The following is a 15,473-nucleotide window of genomic DNA, read 5'->3' on the forward strand; positions in this document are numbered from 1 at the left end:
CGTGGTCGGCGTGCTTTCGGACGCTAAGGGTGCTGACCACGATCGGAACCCGGTTTGCGGTAGTTCGCTGCTGCCATTCGGCAGTACTCCGCTGATGCCCCGACATGCATGCCCCGGACTGCTCCGCCAACGTCCGAAGAACCGGAGGGCGCGTCTCCGATCGTTCGGACGTTAGGGCCGGACCGGCGTTAGCGTCCGAAGGAGCGGAGGGGGTGTGTGCGATCGTTCGGACGTTGGGGTGGGGCGGCGGTTTAGCGTCCGAAGGAGCGGAGGGGGTGTGTGCGGTTGTTCGGACGTTGGGCGGCTCGGTGGTGGTGGGGGACGCCGACGGTGGCTAGCCGGCCTTGCGGGGTGGGGGGAGGCGGTTTTGGGTGAAGGTGCTGGTGGTGTCTTGGCCTAGTTGCTGCCATTGGCGGGCGGTGTACCAGCGGCCGGTTTGCTGGAAGCGGGTGGAGGTGAGGCTGTCCAGGCGGTAGGTGTTCTTGTCGAGGGTCACCTCGCCGGTGGGGATGACGGCGCCGGAGTTCTGCACCATGCCGGTGGCGGTGGTGCCGCCGCGCATGGTGATCCGGTTGCCGGTGACGGTGATGTCGCGTAGCACGTTCACGCCCCAGGGGCCGGAGCCGCGGGTGCGGGACTGGATGGCGATGCCGTTGACGTTGTTCTCCACGATGTTGTCGCGGACGTCGACCTTCGACGACGTGTTCACGTTGATGCCGCCGCCGTCCCACAGCGAGCGGCCGGAACCGCGGCCGGTGCCGTAGCCGTTGCCGGTGATGAGGTTGTCCTCGATCACGCCGTTGCGGCCGATCTCGAACCGGATGCCGTCGGCGGCGTTGTCCACGATCGTGTTGTCGCTGAACGTCCGGCCGTCGTCGTACGCGTCGCTCCACAGGCCGACGCCGCGGTTCGCCTTGATCAGGTTGCCGCTGACGGTGCCGCCGTTCGACCAGGTGGTCTTGATGCCGCCGGCCTCCCAGTCGGCGATCCAGAAACCGTCGGTGTTGTTCGACTGAACGCTGTTACCGGTGATCGTGCCGTTGACGGTGCTGTACTGCCCGACGCCGAGTTGGCCGTTGTCGTGAATGCTGTTCTCGTCCAGGGTGGCGCCGTCCGCGTTCACCAGCATGACGCCGACCGCGTGGTTCCACCGGACCTCGTTGCCGGACGCTCGCCACTTCGGCCCGAGCACCAGTGCGCCGCCTTGTGGTGCGGTGGCGAAGTGTTCGATGGTCAGGTCCCGCACCGTCACGCCGACCGCATTGGAACCGATCGCGGTCGCGGTCTTCGACATCTCGACCGCGTGCTTGCGCGGGTCGTCGCCGAGATAGACCGCGTTCGCGGCGTAGTCGCCGAAGAAGGTGCCGGGGGCAACCTTGTCGCGGCTGGCGACGCGGGTCAGGTGTTTGCCATCCAGGAACACCTGCTCACGAAGGAAGCAGATGTTCGCCACGTTGTCCTCACACTGCCCGGTTTGCTCGTACGGCGTCGGCAGCACACCCGTGGTCACCCAGTCACCGTTGTTGGCCGTCCACCGCGTGAGGGGGACAGAGCCGGTCAGTACGGCGCCGGTCTCGCCGATCAGCACCTGGTTCGTCTTGGGCTGGATGGTCTCGCTGATCCGGTGCACACCCTTGGCGAAGCAGAACGTGGTCCCCGCCGGCGCTGCGGCAACGATCGCCGCCGCGTTCTGCTGCGGCGTGATCCGGGTGCCGGCACAGGCAGGCGCCGCGGGCGGGGTCGTCGGGTCCGGATCAGCCGGGGGAGTGGTCGGCACCGGCCCGGCGGTCGGCGTACTGGTGGGGTCGTCGGCCGGTCCGACGGTCAGCAAACCGTCACCAGGCTGAACATCTCCCGGCTCCTCACCGGTCTGGAATTCGCCCGCATCCTGGTCGGGCTCGAACTCCTGCTCGGACGGGAGGGAGGTGGGCTGGTCGTCTGGTGCGAGAGTCTGCGAGCCGTCGGCGGGCTGAACCTCGCCGCCGAGCTGGTCGTCCGGCGATCTCAGGCCGGGGCGGGCGCTGAGTTGGTCGTCCGGCGATTCCACGCCGGGGTGGGCGCTGAGTAGTTCCGCGGTGGGGCGCGAGTCCAGGGGAGCAGCGACGTCGGGAAGGCGGATGCCGACGGTGCTGTCCGGGGCGGAACCGGGGGCGCCCAGGGCCTGACTGGCCAGGGCGGTGGTGGCGACGATGCCGGTGGCAACGACTGCGAGAACTGCGAGCGGTGGTTTCACTGAGGAGCCTCCGGGGGGCAACGTAGTTCCTCGGCGCACCCCCCAAGGCGCGACTTCAAGTCAGCAGCGTACTACGTCGGGTAGTCATTGCAACCCTCATTCCGTTGCCAAATGCACCAAATGTGTTGACGTTGCATCAGGCATCGATCACACAGCGCGAATTCGGTCGCGAACAGTAATTGCCAGGCTCAGTTGGCGAGGAAGGTGCTGACGGCATCCAGTCCGGCGTCCTGCCAGCCGTCGGCGGTCAGCTTGGTACCGGCCTTGGCGAACCGCTTGGCGCCGAGCGCGTCCAGCACGTACCGGTTGCCCGAGAACACGACCTCGCCCGCCGGAACCGGTGACGCGGTGTTCTGCACGATTCCGGTCGCCTGGGTGCCACCCGTCATCGTCACGGTGTTCCCGGTGATCGCGATGTCGCGCAGCACGTAGGCGCCCCAGGGTCCCGCACCGCGGGTGCGCGACTGGACGGTGATCCCGTTGACGTTGCCGGACACGGAGTTGCCCCGGATCGTCACGCCGGTCGACGTGTTCACGTTGATCCCGCCGCCGTCCCACAGCGACGTACCGGAGCCGCGGCCGGTGCCGAAACCGTTGCCGGTGATCACGTTCTTCTCGATCACGCCGTTCCTGCTGATCTCGAACCGGATCCCGTCGGCCAGGTTCCCGGTGATCTTGTTGCCGCTGATCACCCGACCGTCGTCGGCGACGTCGGCCCACATCCCGACGCCGCGGTTGGCCTTGATCACGTTGTCGCTGACCGTGCCGGACGACCGGGTCGACTTGATGCCGCCGGACTCCCAGTCGGCCACCCAGAAGCCGTCGGTGTTGTTCTCGCTGACCACGTTGCGGGTGATGGTCGCGTCCGCCGAGCTGTACTGGCCGAGCCCGAGCTGGCCGTTGTGGTGGATCAGGTTCTTCGCGACCTGAGTCTTGTCCGCCTTGACCAGCATCACGCCGACAGCGTGGTTCCAGCGCACGTCGTTCGCGGTGACCTTCCACCCCGGTCCGGAGACCAGCGCACCGGCCTGCGGTGCCGAAGCGAAGTGCTCGATCGTCAACCCCCGTACGACGACTCCGGTCGCGCCGGACTCGATCGCGGTGGCCGTCTTGGACATCTCGACCGAGTGCCCGGCCGGGTTGCTCCCGACGTACAAGGCATCCGCGGCGTAGTCGGCGTAGAAGGTGCCCGGGGCAACCGAGGCCAGCTTCGACACCCGGGTCAGGTGCGCGCCATCGACGAAGAGCTGCTCACGCAGGTGGCAGATGTCCGCCACGTTGTCCTCACACTGCCCGGTCTTCCCGTACGCCGACGGCAGCGCGCCACGCACCACCCAGCGGTCACCGTCTCGCGTCCACCCGGTCAGCGGCACGGACCCAGTCAGTACGGCGCGATCCGCGCTGGCGAGGACCTGTCCGGCCTTCGGGCGAATCGTCGTACCGATGCGGTGTACGCCGGCCGCGAAGCAGAACGTCGTACCGGCTGCGGCCGCACTGACGACCTCGGCCGCGTCGTCACTCGGCTTGATCGAGACGCCGTGGCAGGGACCGGCGACTGTGGGGCCTGCGTCGCCCTGGTCGATCACGGGCACGGTTGGGACTGCCACTGGCGGGGCGGGGGTCGAGGGCTTGGCCGAAGGCGTCGCCGGGCCTTTCTTGGTGGTGCGCGCGGAGGGGGTGGCCTTCGCCGAAGGGCGACCAGCGCCGGGCTTGGTGGTGTGGTGCGTAGGCACCTTGCCGCGGGCCAGTGACGGGTCCGAAGTGATGCGTGACTTCACGGCACTTGTGGCGTTGTTCTCGTGTGCGATCACCGGGAGGGCGATCGTAACGACCGCGACGGCAGCAGCGATGAACGCTGCGAACCACGCCGTAGAGCGCTTACTGCTCAAGGAAACCCTCCGGGGATGCGGTTCGACACCGGCCTGGGAAACCAGGCGTAGCCACCGCGAGACTTAAGGTAGTGCCATGCGGGTCGCCATGTTGCACAACCGTTACCGGAGTGGTCAACCCAGTGGTGAGAACACCGTTGTCGCACAAACGGTTGATTTTCTGGGTAACTCAGGACATGAGGTCGACCTCTACGCCCGGAACAGCGACGATATCGCCGAGATGGGGCGAAAAGATCGCGCATTGTTACCGTTCCGCTCCGTATGGTCATTTTCGGCCGAACACGATTTAACGCAGCTATTGCAAGGAAATCGGCCCGATGTGGTGCATGTGCACAACACGTTCCCGCTCTTCAGCCCCTCGGTGCTGCGCGCGGCGTACCGGCTGGACCTGCCGGTGGTGGCGACGCTGCACAACTTCCGGCTGATGTGTGCGAACGCCGTACTGCAGCGTGACGGTGGTCCGTGTGACTCCTGCGTCGGCAAGCTTCCGTTGGCCGGCGTGCGGCACGGCTGCTACCGCGAGTCGCGCGTGCAGACGTTGCCGCTGGCGACGAGCATCGGTCTGCACAACACCTTGCACACCTGGCAGCGCTACGTCACCACGCTGATCGCGCCGTCGGAGTTCGTGAAGGAGCGGTACGTCGCTCATGGCTTCGACGCGGACCGCATCGTCGTGAAGCCGCATGCCGTCCCGCACGACGGTCAGATCCGGACTGGTCCAGGGGATGCGGTGGTGTTCCTCGGGCGACTGGTCGAGGACAAGGGTTTCGCGGATCTGTTGCGGGCTTGGGATTCCTCGCTCGGCCGGCTGATCGTGATCGGCGACGGGCCGTTGCGGGCCGAGGCAGAGCAGCGGGCCCGGGAAGACCTGTCGATTCAGGTGCTCGGTCAACTACCGTGGGCCGATTGCATGGAAGTGCTCCGGTCCGCGCGCGCCGTCGTCGTACCGGCGCGTTCGTATGAGACCTTCGGACTCGTGGTGGTGGAGGCGTTCGCACACGGCGTTCCGGTGGTCGCGACCCGGCTCGGCGCGCTGGCGGAGCTGGTGGACGACGGGGAGACCGGTGCACTGGCCGAGCCCGGCGATCCCGAAGGACTGCGCAAGGCGATCGGGCTGGTGACCGATCCGGCCACTTCGGTAGCCTTCGGCCAGCGGGCCCGGCAGGTCTACCTCGACCGTTTCACCCCGGAGCGCGACCTCGCGGCCACGGAGAGGATCTACACGGATGCGATCGCCGAGCACGGCCGCAGCCGGAGAGGACGCTGGGCACGTCGTGACGCAGGGGTATAGGGTCACCGCTGACGGTCAGGTCCCTCAACGGCCTGCCCGCGCAACAGAACGCTCCGTGGGGGAGCCGCAGGGGGAACACGTTTTGCCGCAGGATGGATTTCTCGCCGGGGTCTTCGACCTCTTTCATGTCGGGCACCTGGACGTGCTCGAGCGGGCACGCACGGCCTGTGACCGGCTCGTCGTCGGCGTGCTGACCGACGAGTGGGCGATGGACGCCTGGGGCGCGCGGCCGTTCGTGCCGCTGGTCGAGCGGGTCCAGATCCTCGAGCATCTGCGCGCGGTCGACGAAGTGGTCGTCATCGATGACGTCGACGCCGAGGTCCTGACCGGCAAGCTCGTGTTCGCCGCCGACCTCGACGGCATCCTCGGTGCGGACGACCTGACCGACGTACCGGCCGGATCGCTTCGGGTCCTTCCAGATGCCCGCCTGTCGCGCAGCACGATCCTGCGCGCGGCGATCGACCAGCGGCAGTCCCGCAGCTCGGTGGCATGACCGCCGGCTCCCTGGGCGAGGTCGTCGCCCGGCTCTCCCGGGCGCAGAAGCCGTCAGCCGGTACCCCGGCGTACTCGCGGTTCGTGAACCGGCGGATCGGGCGGGTCTTCGCGGCGACCGCGTTCCTGGCCGGCCGGACCCCGAACCAGGTCAGCATCACCAGCGGCCTGTGCTCGCTGGCCGGGATCGCCCTGATCGCGACCGTGCGGCCGTCGTTCGGGCTGGCGCTCGCGGTGACCGCGCTGCTCGTCCTCGGGTACGGTCTCGACTCGGCCGACGGGCAGCTGGCCCGGCTGCGCGGTGGCGGTTCGCCGCTCGGCGAGTGGCTCGACCACATGATCGACTCGGTCAAGATCGTGCTGCTGCACAGCGCCGTACTGGTCTCGTTCTTCCGCTTCGATGCCTTCAGCAACAAGTTGGTCCTGCTGATCCCGCTGGCCTACGTGTGTCTGTCGTCGGTGCTGTTCTTCGGGCTGATCCTGATCGACCAGCTGCGGCACCGGCACGGCGACGTCCAGAAGCCCAACCAGCGCGGCGATTCGGTGCTGAAGTCGTTGCTGATCGCACCGACCGACTACGGCGTCCTGTGCCTGGTCTTCCTTGCCTTCGGCAACCCGTCGCTGTTCGTCGTCCTGTACGGCGCTCTGCTCGCGATCAACCTGTTGTTCCTGGTCGCGGCCGTGGTCAAGTGGTACCGAGAGATGGCCGCACTGCAGCCGGTGCGCGGCTGATGGGTGTCGTCGGCTACGCGCCGGGTGTCTACGACATGTTCCACATCGGGCACCTGAACATCCTGCGCCGGGCCCGCGAGCACTGCGACCACCTGATCGCCGGCGTCGTCGAGGACGACGTGGTGACCCGGATCAAGGGCCGGCCGCCGGTGGTTCCGCACGACGAGCGGATGGAGGTCGTCCGGGCCCTCGGCCTGGTCGACGAGGTGGTCAGCGACTGGTCCAGCGACAAGTTCGAGATGTGGAAACAACTCCGGTACGACGTCCTGTTCAAGGGCGACGACTGGAAGGGCACCGAGAAGGGGACCCGGCTCGAGCGACTGCTCGGCGAGGTCGGGGCGCAGGTGCACTACTTCCCCTACACGGCGTCCACCTCGAGTACCGATCTGCGCCGCCTGCTGGAGGGATTGAACTGATGCCGAGCCGGCCCAAGGTCCTGATCAGCGCCTACGCCTGCCGGCCGCAGGGCGGGTCGGAGCCCGGCGCCGGCTGGGCCTGGAGCAAGGCCGCCGCGCGCGATCACGACGTCTGGCTCCTGACCCGGGGCAAGTTCGCGCACGAGATCGCCGAGGAGCTCGCGGCCCGGCCTGTCCCCGGACTGACCGTCGTACCGCTGGAGCTGCCGAAGTGGGTGCTGAAGCTGCGCCGGCGGCCCGCGGACGTGTACTGGTACTACCCGCTGTGGCAGCGGTTGGCCGCGCGGACCGCGGACCGGATGCACGCCGAACACTCCTTCGACGTCATCCACCACCTGACGTTCGCCGTCGACTGGATGGCGGCCGGGGTGGTCCAGCCCTCGTCGGCCAAGGTGATCTGGGGGCCGGTCGGCGGGTCGACGACCGCCCCGCTGTCGATGGCGCATTGGCTCGGCCCGCGTGGTGTGGTCGGTGAGCTGGTTCGCCGCGCCTACACCGGCGTCCGCCGCCGCCTGACCGGCCGCAAGGCGGCCCGGACCGCCGACCTGATGGTTGCCCAGAACAACGATGTCGCCGAGGTCTTCCGCCCGTACGCACGCGAGATCGTCGTCCAGCCGAACGTCGCGATCCGCCGCTTCACCGCCTCCGGCCCCTACGAGCCGTTCGGCGCGCCCGGCACCAAGACGGCCCTGTTCGTCGGCCGGCTGATTCCGTGGAAGGGCGTCCTGCTCGCGATCAGCGCGCTCGCCCGCCCCGAAGCCGCCGATTGGGAGCTCCGCATCATCGGCGACGGCCCCGACTGGGAACGCGCCGAACGGCTGGCGCTTCAACTGGACGTTCGCAACCGGGTCGAGTTCACCGGCCAACTACCGCGCGAGGCGGTCCTGGCCGCGATGTTCCGCGCCGACGCCGTCCTGGCACCGGCACTACGCGAAGCCGCCGGCTGGGCCGTCACCGAAGCCCTGGCTTCCGGCTGCCCGGTCGTCTGCCTCGACCGCGGCGGCCCCTCCGTGATCGTCGGCCCCGGCGAAGGCGTCGCCGTACCGTGGAGCGGCGACGTCGTAGGCGAGCTCGCCAAAGCCCTCGCCTCGCTCCAAGGCCGCATCACCCCAGTCGACCGCTGGGGCCCCGACCGCCTCCCAGACCTGCTAGGCACCTGGTACGCCGGAGCCCACGTCCCCCGGTGATTGCCCCCGCCCCTGTTCTTCCTGCTTAAGTCTATCCGCGCGCGCTGAGCTCCGGCTTGGGTTGTCCACAGGCGATGCTCGACGGGTGCGGGTGCGGGTGCGGGTGCGGGTGCAGGTGTAGGTGGTTGGGGCGGACCTGCGCCACTGTCTAACCCGCTCGTGGACTGTTCGCGCGGGGTGCGCTGAGCGTGAACCGGGTGGGCCGCGTGAGGTTAGACAGTGTTGGCGGTCCGCGATCTGGCTGATCCGTCGGCGCGGTGACGTCTGGACAGGAGGCGAGCGAGGTCATCTCGTGGTTCATGCGTGACGGGTGGTGTCCGGGGCGGTCAGTGACGTGGCACCTGCGGGTGTGGGTGGTTGGGGCGGATCTGCGCCACTGTCTAACCCGCTCGTGGACCGTCCGCGCGGGGTGCGCTGAGCGTGAACCGCGTGAACCGCGTGAGCCGCGTGAGGTTAGTAGGTGTTGGCGGTCCGCGATCTGGCTGATCCGTCGGCGCGGTGATGTCCGGACCGAAGGCGAGCGAGGTCATCTCGTGGTTCAAGCGTGACGGGTGGTGTCCGGGGCGGTCAGTGACGTGGCACCTGCGGGTGTGGGTGGTTGGGGCGGACCTGCGCCACTGTCTAACCCGCTCGTGGAACGTCCGCGCGGGGTGCGCTGAGCGCGAACCGGGTGGGCCGGGCGAGGTTAGACAGTGTTGGCGGTCCGCGATCTGGCTGATCCGTCGGCGCGGTGACGTCCGGACCGACGGCGAGCGAGGTCATCTCGTCGGCAACCCAAGCACGCGCCTCCTCGAACACCTCAGCGACTTCACGCGTGACGGGGTGTCCGGGAGGTGGGCAGTTACGTGGCGCGTGCGGGTGGGGAAGTGGGGACGTGGCACGATGATTGACGTGACGACGATCGCCGATGGGCCGAAGTCCCTGCCGCTGTTGTTCTTGGGTCAGAGCACCGATCCGCACTCGGAGCGAGGTGTCGAATGCCCGGGGGCGTTGCCGCCGGCATCCGATCCGGACCTGGTGGAGCGCGCGCTGAAGGCGAAGGCTGCGTTGGGTGACCAGGTGTTCGTGCTGGGTCACCACTACCAGCGCGACGAGGTGATCCAGTTCGCCGATGTCACCGGTGACTCGTTCAAGCTGGCGCGGGATGCGGCGAACCGGCCGGACGCGCCGTACATCGTGTTCTGTGGTGTGCACTTCATGGCCGAGTCCGCGGACATCCTGACCAACGAGAACCAGACGGTGATCCTGCCGGACCTGGCGGCGGGGTGCTCGATGGCCGACATGGCCCGGATCCAGCAGGTCGAGGCGGCCTGGGAGGCGCTTGCCGACGCGGGTGTCGCCGATGTGACCGTGCCGGTGACCTACATGAACTCCAGCGCCGACATCAAGGCGTTCTGCGGCCGCAACGGCGGCGCGGTCTGTACGTCGAGCAACGCGGACGTGGCGCTCGACTGGGCCTTCGCCCAGGGTGAGAAGGTGCTGTTCCTGCCGGACCAGCACCTCGGGCGGAACACCGCCGTACTGAAGATGGGCATCTCGCTCGACGAGTGCGTCGTCTACGACCCGCACAAGCCGGGTGGCGGGCTGACTCGTGAGCAGTTGGCTGCGGCCAAGATGATCCTGTGGCGCGGGCACTGCTCGGTACACGGCCGCTTCACGCCGGAGTCGGTCGACGACGTCCGCTCGCGGGTCCCCGGGGTCAATGTGATCGTGCACCCGGAGTGCCGGCACGAGGTCGTCACGAAGGCCGATCTGGTCGGGTCGACGGAGTACATCATCAACGTGCTGGACGAAGCCGAGCCCGGTACGTCGTGGGCTGTCGGGACCGAGCTCAACCTGGTGTCCCGGATGGCCAAGCAGCACACCGACAAGAACATCGTGTTCCTCGACAAGACGGTCTGCTACTGCGCCACGATGAACCGGATCGACCTCCCGCACCTCGTCTGGGCGCTGGAGAACCTGGTCGCCGGTCACGTGGTCAACCCGATCAAGGTCGACGCCGACACCGAGCACTACGCCAAGATCGCCCTCGACCGCATGCTCGCCCTCCCGGGCAAGACCGCCCGCGACTAGAGCGCGTCCCGACACAGCCTGTCGGCGGCGCGCGTCGTCTCCGGCAGGCGGTAGTGGGGGCTCAGGTGCAGGGTGTGGGCGATAGCGGTCGGCAGGCTCACCCGATGCCCGGCTGACACGTAGAGCGGCTTCACGCCGTCCTGCGTGCGGACGACGGCGCCCACCACCTCATCGTCGAGTACCAGCTCAGCCGTCGAACCACGCGGTGAGTCCGGTACGGCGTGCGTACCGACGAACGCCGTCTTGGCGACGCCGATAGACGGGATGCCCGTCAGCACGCCCAGATGCGAGGCGAGCCCGAACCGGCGCGGGTGAGCGACCCCCTGGCCGTCACACACCAGCAGGTCCGGTCTGACCGTCAGCTGCTCAAGTGCATCCAGCAGCGCAGGCACCTCCCGGAACGCGAACAGCCCAGGCACATACGGAAAGCTGGTCACCCCAGGCACCACAGCCCGGTCTACCTCAGCCAGCGTCTCCCACTCCAGTACGACGACCGCCGCGGCCAGCCGATCCCCGTCGTACTGGACGTCGAGCCCAGCCGCATACCGAGGCGCCCCACCAAGGTCAGTGTGGTCAACCTCCCCACGAAGCTCCTCCTGTACGGCGATCGCCTCGGCGGCAGTGGTGGGCCAGTTCACCCGGTGACTCTAGAACCCCAACGTTCGCCCGAGCTGCGCCCGGTCCGGCCGTCACCATTTGGTGAATGGACCCATCGGGTTGGGGGTTCCCCCACTGCAATGCGGTGGGTGAACCCCCAAGCTCGTGGGTGAACCCACCAAATGCGGGTGCGGCGCAAGATGGGTACCCGCAGTCGTTCGTACCAGCAGGGGCGGGTCCGCGCGCCGGCGGTTGAGCGGCACGAGGGACTGCAGGTGGTGCGGCGTCAGGGCCTGGGTGGTGGCCGGCGCGAGGTGGGGCGTCGGAGTGCGAGGAGTACCTGCAGTCGTTGCTGATGGGTGGGGACGAAGCTGGGCGATGGGATGGAGGGTCCTGCCATTTGGTGGGTGGACCTATCGGGTTGGGGGTTCCCGCACTGCAATGCGGTGGGTGAACCCCCAAGCTCGTGGGTGGACCCATCAAATGGGGGTGTGGCGCGGAAACGGGGTGCGGGGACGGGGAGTACGTGCCGTCGTTGCTGGTGGGTGGGGCGAGGCTGGGCGATGGGGTGGAGGGTCCTGCCATTTGGTGGGTGGACCTATCGGGTTGGGGGTTCCCGCACTGCAATGCGGCGGGTGAACCCCCAAGCTCGTGGGTGGACCCATCAAATGGGGGTGTGGCGCGGACACGGGGTGCGGGGAGTACGTGCCGTCGTTGCTGGTGAGTGGGGCGAAGCTGGGCGATGGGGTGGAGGGTCCTGCCATTTGGTGGGTGGACCCATCGGGTTGGGGGTGTACCCACTGCATGCGGTGGGGGAACCCACAAGCTCGTGGGTGGACCCATCAAATGGGGGTGTGGCGCGGACACGGGGTGCGGAGTGAGATGGGGTGCGGGGAAACGGGGGTGGGGCGAGATGGGGGGCTGGAGGAAACGGGGGTGCGGGGCGAGAGGGGGTGGGGTGGTGTCCGGGGGGTGGTGGTGGGGAGCGCTTTCCGGTGGGGGTGGGGGAGGATGTGGGCATGCGAGTGCTGATTGCGCCGGACAAGTTTGCTGGGACGTTGACTGCGGTGGAGGCGGCTGCGGCCATCGAGGAGGGGTGGCGGCGGCGGGATCCGGGGGCCGAGGTGCTGGTGGCGCCGATGGCTGATGGCGGGCCGGGGTTCATTGATGTGTTGTCCGCGGTGGTGGACGGGAAGCTGTTGGCGGTGACCGTGCGGGGGCCGTTGGGGGCGGAGACTCCGGCGACTGTGTTGGTGGCGGGGGAGACGGCGTACATCGAGACCGCGCAGGCGTGTGGACTGCACTTGGTGGAGCCGGGGGAGCGCCGGCCTGAGGACGGTACGACGTACGGGGTGGGGCAGCTGATCGCGGCAGCTGTGGATGCTGGGGCGAAGCGGGTCATTCTGGGGCTGGGTGGATCGGGCACGAACGACGCCGGCGCGGGGTTGCTGGCTGCGTTGGGCGCCACGGCGGTCGATGGTGACCTGGCGGCTGGGGCTGCTGGGCTGGCCGAGCTGACGGCGGTGGACCTGGAGCCCGCGTTGAGCAGGGTGGCTGGGATCGAGTTCGTGGCAGCCAGTGACGTGGAGAACCCGATGCTGGGGCTGCGCGGCGCGACGAACATTTTCGGCAGCCAGAAGGGGATTACCGACGACCGTAAGCCGGCGGTGGACGGGTACCTGACGAAGTTCGCGGAGCTGGCCGGGCGGAAGACCGCCGACCAGAAGGGCGCGGGCGCGGCGGGTGGGCTCGGGTACGCGTTGTTGCTGCTCGGGGCCGAGCGGGTGTCCGGGATCGATCTGGTGGCGGAGCTGACCGGGCTGAAGGAGAAAGCGGCCCGGGTCGACCTGGTGCTGAGCGGTGAGGGTGCGTTCGACTTCCAGTCCCGTGACGGCAAGGTGATCGCGGGCGTGGCCAAGGTCGCGAACGACGCGATGCGGCCGTGCGTCGTACTGGCCGGCAAGGTCCAGATCGGAGCGCGGGAAATGCGCACGATGGGAGTCGAGTCGGCGTACTCGCTGGTCGACGCGGTCGGCGAGGAGCAGGCCTTCGCGGACCCGCACGGATCGCTGGCGACGGTGGCCGAGCGGGTGGCCAAGACGTGGGCACGGTGACCGAGATTCTTGATCCTCAAAATAGGTGTGCGACCATGGGAATGTTCGCGGACCGGGTGAGGTTGACCGGTGTTGACAGGATTTTTGCGAGATGACTGGAGTCAGGAATGACTGAAGCGCAGACCGAGCAGTCCGTCGCGACGGGTGTGCTCCTCACCGACGGGGCCGCAGCCAAGGTGAAGGCGCTGCTCGACCAGGAAGGCCGCGACGACCTCGCGCTCCGGGTCGCCGTACAGCCGGGTGGCTGCTCCGGGCTCCGGTACCAGCTGTTCTTCGACGAGCGCAACCTCGACGGTGACGTGGTCGCCGACTTCGACGGTGTGAGCGTCGTCACGGACCGGATGAGCGCGCCGTACCTCAAGGGTGCGTCGATCGACTTCGTGGACACGATCGAGAAGCAGGGCTTCACGATCGACAACCCGAACGCGACCGGCTCCTGCGCGTGCGGCGACTCGTTCAACTGAGTCACCCCTGAAGTAGCTGCTGAAGCCCTCGTTCACCTCGGTGGACGGGGGCTTTGGCATGCCCGCGCCGGGCCGGCCGTGTGAAGCCAACGTTTGTTGGGTACGGGCCGCACATGTGGGACTACATCACTGAGCGGCACGCCCAACTGCTGTATCAGAGCTACCAGCATCTGAGCTTGGTGATCCAGTGCGTGCTGCTGGCGACCGTGCTCGCGGTGGGGCTGGCGGTTTTCGTGCACCGCAACCCCAAGATCGTCGCGCTCGCCGGAGGGGTCAGCGCGATCGGCTTGACGATTCCCTCGTTCGCGCTGCTCGGCCTGTTGATCCCGATCGCCGGCATCGGTACGGCGACCTCTGTGATCGCGGTCACCTTCTACGCGACCCTGCCCATCCTGCGGAACGCGGTCGTCGGTCTGGCCGGCGTGGACAACTCGTTGATCGAGTCCGCCCGCGGGATGGGGATGGGCGCGGTCCGGACGCTGCTGCGGGTCGAACTCCCGCTGGCCTGGCCGGTGATCCTGGCCGGGGTCCGGGTCTCGGCGCAGATGTCGATGGGCATCGCCGCGATCGCGGCGTACGTGCTCGGTCCCGGGCTCGGCAGTTTCATCTTCACCGGACTCACCCAGATCGGCGGCGCGAACGCGCTGAACTCGGCTCTGGTCGGCACCCTCGGCGTGGTGCTGCTCGCTCTTGTCCTGGACGCTCTGCTGCTGCTCGCCGGCCGCCTGACCACCTCAAGGGGTATCCGTGTCTGAAAACACCACCGAAGTCAGTGGCGTCGACATCGACCTGGTCGATGTCGTGAAGCGGTACCCGGGGCAGAAGCGGGCGGCCGTCGAGGGCCTCAGCCTGCACATCCCGGCCGGGGAGATCGTGATGTTCGTCGGCCCGTCCGGCTGCGGCAAGACGACCTCGCTGAAGATGATCAACCGGCTGATCCAGCCGACCTCGGGCACGATCAGCATCGGCGGTGAGGAGGTCGGCAAGCAGAACGACGACGACCTGCGGCGCCGGATCGGGTACGTGATCCAGGGCGGCAGCCTGTTCCCGCACATGACGGTGACCCAGAACATCGCGCTCGTGCCCGGCCTGCTCGGCTGGGACCGACGCCGTACGGCGGAACGGGTCGACGAACTGCTCGAGCTGGTCGGCCTCGACCCGGCCCGGTACCGCGGCCGCTACCCGCGCGAGCTGTCCGGCGGGCAGCAGCAGCGCGTCGGCGTGGCTCGCGGCCTGGCCGCGGACCCGCCGGTGATCCTGATGGACGAGCCGTTCGGTGCCGTCGACCCGATCACGCGGCAGCGGCTACAGGACGAGCTGCTGAGCATCCAGGAGGAGTTGCGCAAGACGATCGTCTGCGTCACCCACGACTTCGACGAGGCGGTCAAACTCGGCGACCGGATCCTGATCCTGACCGAGGGCGCGAACATCGCCCAGTACGACGTACCGGAGGCGATCCTGGCGAATCCCGCCGACCGCTTCGTCGCGGACTTCGTCGGGGCCGGTGCGGCGCTGAAGCAGCTCACCCTCAGCCGGGTGAGCGAGATCGACCTCGGTCGGCCGACGGTCGCCCAGATCGGCGATGCGGCCGCCGACGTACTGCGCTCTGCTCAGGCGGCCGGCGACGACTCGGTGGTGATCCTGGACAGCAAGCGCCGTCCGGTCGACTGGATGTGGACCCGTGACCTCCTCGACCTGGACCGCGTCCCCGCCCCGCACGACGACACCGACCTGGTCACCATCGACCGCCGGGCCACCCTGAACGATGCCCTCGACACCATGCTCGTCTCAAGCCACGGCAGTGCAGTAGTGACCGGTCGCCGAGATGAGTACCTGGGCGTAGTCGACTTCCAGGCGGTGCTCACACGGATCCAAGACACCCATGACGAACACCACCCAAGCGCGGACGCCGACGAGCGTGGGCCTGCCGCCGAGAGCGGGGTCGTCGCATGAGGGCGGTCGCGCGGGTGCTCGGTGGGAGGCGC

The 15,473-nt window shown here is 68.3% G+C and carries 13 protein-coding genes; 10 read left to right on the top strand and 3 right to left on the bottom strand.

Translation table 11 applies throughout. The features are described 5' to 3' along the window. Positions 1-334: 334 nt before the first annotated feature. Positions 335-2,233: a right-handed parallel beta-helix repeat-containing protein gene (locus ACIA49_RS14545; RefSeq protein ID WP_396377631.1), complete on the bottom strand. Its 1,899-nt coding sequence runs from the start codon at positions 2,231-2,233 to the stop codon at positions 335-337. A 188-nt stretch (positions 2,234-2,421) separates the two neighbouring features. Continuing rightward, complete coding sequence (locus ACIA49_RS14550) at positions 2,422-4,122, bottom strand: right-handed parallel beta-helix repeat-containing protein (RefSeq protein WP_396377632.1); 1,701 nt, start codon at positions 4,120-4,122, stop codon at positions 2,422-2,424. 88 nt (positions 4,123-4,210) lie between these two features. On the opposite strand from ACIA49_RS14550, the gene ACIA49_RS14555 reads away from it, so the two are divergent. From ACIA49_RS14555 to nadA, 6 genes are all read left to right on the top strand, one after another. Then, positions 4,211-5,413 (top strand): glycosyltransferase family 4 protein, encoded by a 1,203-nt coding sequence (locus ACIA49_RS14555; protein ID WP_396377846.1) that lies wholly within the window; start codon positions 4,211-4,213, stop codon positions 5,411-5,413. An 82-nt stretch (positions 5,414-5,495) separates the two neighbouring features. After that, the gene (locus ACIA49_RS14560; RefSeq protein ID WP_396377633.1) at positions 5,496-5,906 is read left to right on the top strand and encodes an adenylyltransferase/cytidyltransferase family protein; all 411 of its coding nucleotides are present in this window, start codon (positions 5,496-5,498) and stop codon (positions 5,904-5,906) included. Continuing rightward, positions 5,903-6,637: a CDP-alcohol phosphatidyltransferase family protein gene (locus ACIA49_RS14565; RefSeq protein WP_396377634.1), complete on the top strand. Its 735-nt coding sequence runs from the start codon at positions 5,903-5,905 to the stop codon at positions 6,635-6,637. Before ACIA49_RS14560 ends, ACIA49_RS14565 begins: the two co-directional genes overlap by 4 nt. Then, positions 6,637-7,053 (top strand): adenylyltransferase/cytidyltransferase family protein, encoded by a 417-nt coding sequence (locus tag ACIA49_RS14570; RefSeq protein WP_391548264.1) that lies wholly within the window; start codon positions 6,637-6,639, stop codon positions 7,051-7,053. Before ACIA49_RS14565 ends, ACIA49_RS14570 begins: the two co-directional genes overlap by 1 nt. Continuing rightward, complete coding sequence (locus ACIA49_RS14575) at positions 7,053-8,240, top strand: glycosyltransferase family 4 protein (protein WP_396377635.1); 1,188 nt, start codon at positions 7,053-7,055, stop codon at positions 8,238-8,240. The genes ACIA49_RS14570 and ACIA49_RS14575 overlap by 1 nt, the downstream gene beginning before the upstream one ends. 882 nt (positions 8,241-9,122) lie before the next feature. Continuing rightward, positions 9,123-10,313, top strand: coding sequence for a quinolinate synthase NadA (gene nadA / locus ACIA49_RS14580; RefSeq protein WP_396377636.1), 1,191 nt, complete (start codon positions 9,123-9,125; stop codon positions 10,311-10,313). Here the strand turns inward: nadA and nfi are convergent. Beyond that, positions 10,310-10,951 carry a deoxyribonuclease V gene (gene nfi / locus ACIA49_RS14585; protein ID WP_396377637.1) on the bottom strand — a complete coding sequence of 214 codons (642 nt, stop codon included), beginning with the start codon at positions 10,949-10,951 and terminating at the stop codon, positions 10,310-10,312. The genes nadA and nfi overlap by 4 nt on opposite strands. Positions 10,952-11,929: 978 nt before the next feature. On the opposite strand from nfi, the gene ACIA49_RS14590 reads away from it, so the two are divergent. From ACIA49_RS14590 to ACIA49_RS14605, 4 genes are all read left to right on the top strand, one after another. Beyond that, complete coding sequence (locus ACIA49_RS14590) at positions 11,930-13,024, top strand: glycerate kinase (protein ID WP_396377638.1); 1,095 nt, start codon at positions 11,930-11,932, stop codon at positions 13,022-13,024. 107 nt (positions 13,025-13,131) lie between these two features. Continuing rightward, positions 13,132-13,488: an iron-sulfur cluster assembly accessory protein gene (locus tag ACIA49_RS14595; protein ID WP_344150476.1), complete on the top strand. Its 357-nt coding sequence runs from the start codon at positions 13,132-13,134 to the stop codon at positions 13,486-13,488. Positions 13,489-13,601: 113 nt separating this feature from the next. Beyond that, entirely contained in the window at positions 13,602-14,243 is a 642-nt protein-coding gene (locus tag ACIA49_RS14600) for an ABC transporter permease (RefSeq protein WP_396377639.1), read from the top strand. After that, positions 14,236-15,441, top strand: a complete 1,206-nt coding sequence (locus ACIA49_RS14605; protein ID WP_396377640.1) for an ABC transporter ATP-binding protein — start codon at positions 14,236-14,238, stop codon at positions 15,439-15,441. The genes ACIA49_RS14600 and ACIA49_RS14605 overlap by 8 nt, the downstream gene beginning before the upstream one ends. Positions 15,442-15,473: the final 32 nt, after the last annotated feature.

Origin of the sequence: Kribbella sp. NPDC051587 (assembly GCF_044453945.1) — a bacterium.
Classification (GTDB): Bacteria; Actinomycetota; Actinomycetes; order Propionibacteriales; family Kribbellaceae; genus Kribbella.

What these genes read in the sequence shown, in the direction of transcription:
- ACIA49_RS14570 (WP_391548264.1), top strand. Translation starts at nt 6,637, where the DNA reads ATGGGTGTCGTCGGCTACGCGCCGGGTGTCTACGACATGTTCCACATC.
- nadA (WP_396377636.1), top strand. Translation starts at nt 9,123, where the DNA reads ATGATTGACGTGACGACGATCGCCGATGGGCCGAAGTCCCTGCCGCTG.
- ACIA49_RS14555 (WP_396377846.1), top strand. Translation starts at nt 4,211, where the DNA reads ATGTTGCACAACCGTTACCGGAGTGGTCAACCCAGTGGTGAGAACACC.
- ACIA49_RS14595 (WP_344150476.1), top strand. Translation starts at nt 13,132, where the DNA reads ATGACTGAAGCGCAGACCGAGCAGTCCGTCGCGACGGGTGTGCTCCTC.
- ACIA49_RS14575 (WP_396377635.1), top strand. Translation starts at nt 7,053, where the DNA reads ATGCCGAGCCGGCCCAAGGTCCTGATCAGCGCCTACGCCTGCCGGCCG.
- ACIA49_RS14590 (WP_396377638.1), top strand. Translation starts at nt 11,930, where the DNA reads ATGCGAGTGCTGATTGCGCCGGACAAGTTTGCTGGGACGTTGACTGCG.
- ACIA49_RS14565 (WP_396377634.1), top strand. Translation starts at nt 5,903, where the DNA reads ATGACCGCCGGCTCCCTGGGCGAGGTCGTCGCCCGGCTCTCCCGGGCG.
- ACIA49_RS14600 (WP_396377639.1), top strand. Translation starts at nt 13,602, where the DNA reads ATGTGGGACTACATCACTGAGCGGCACGCCCAACTGCTGTATCAGAGC.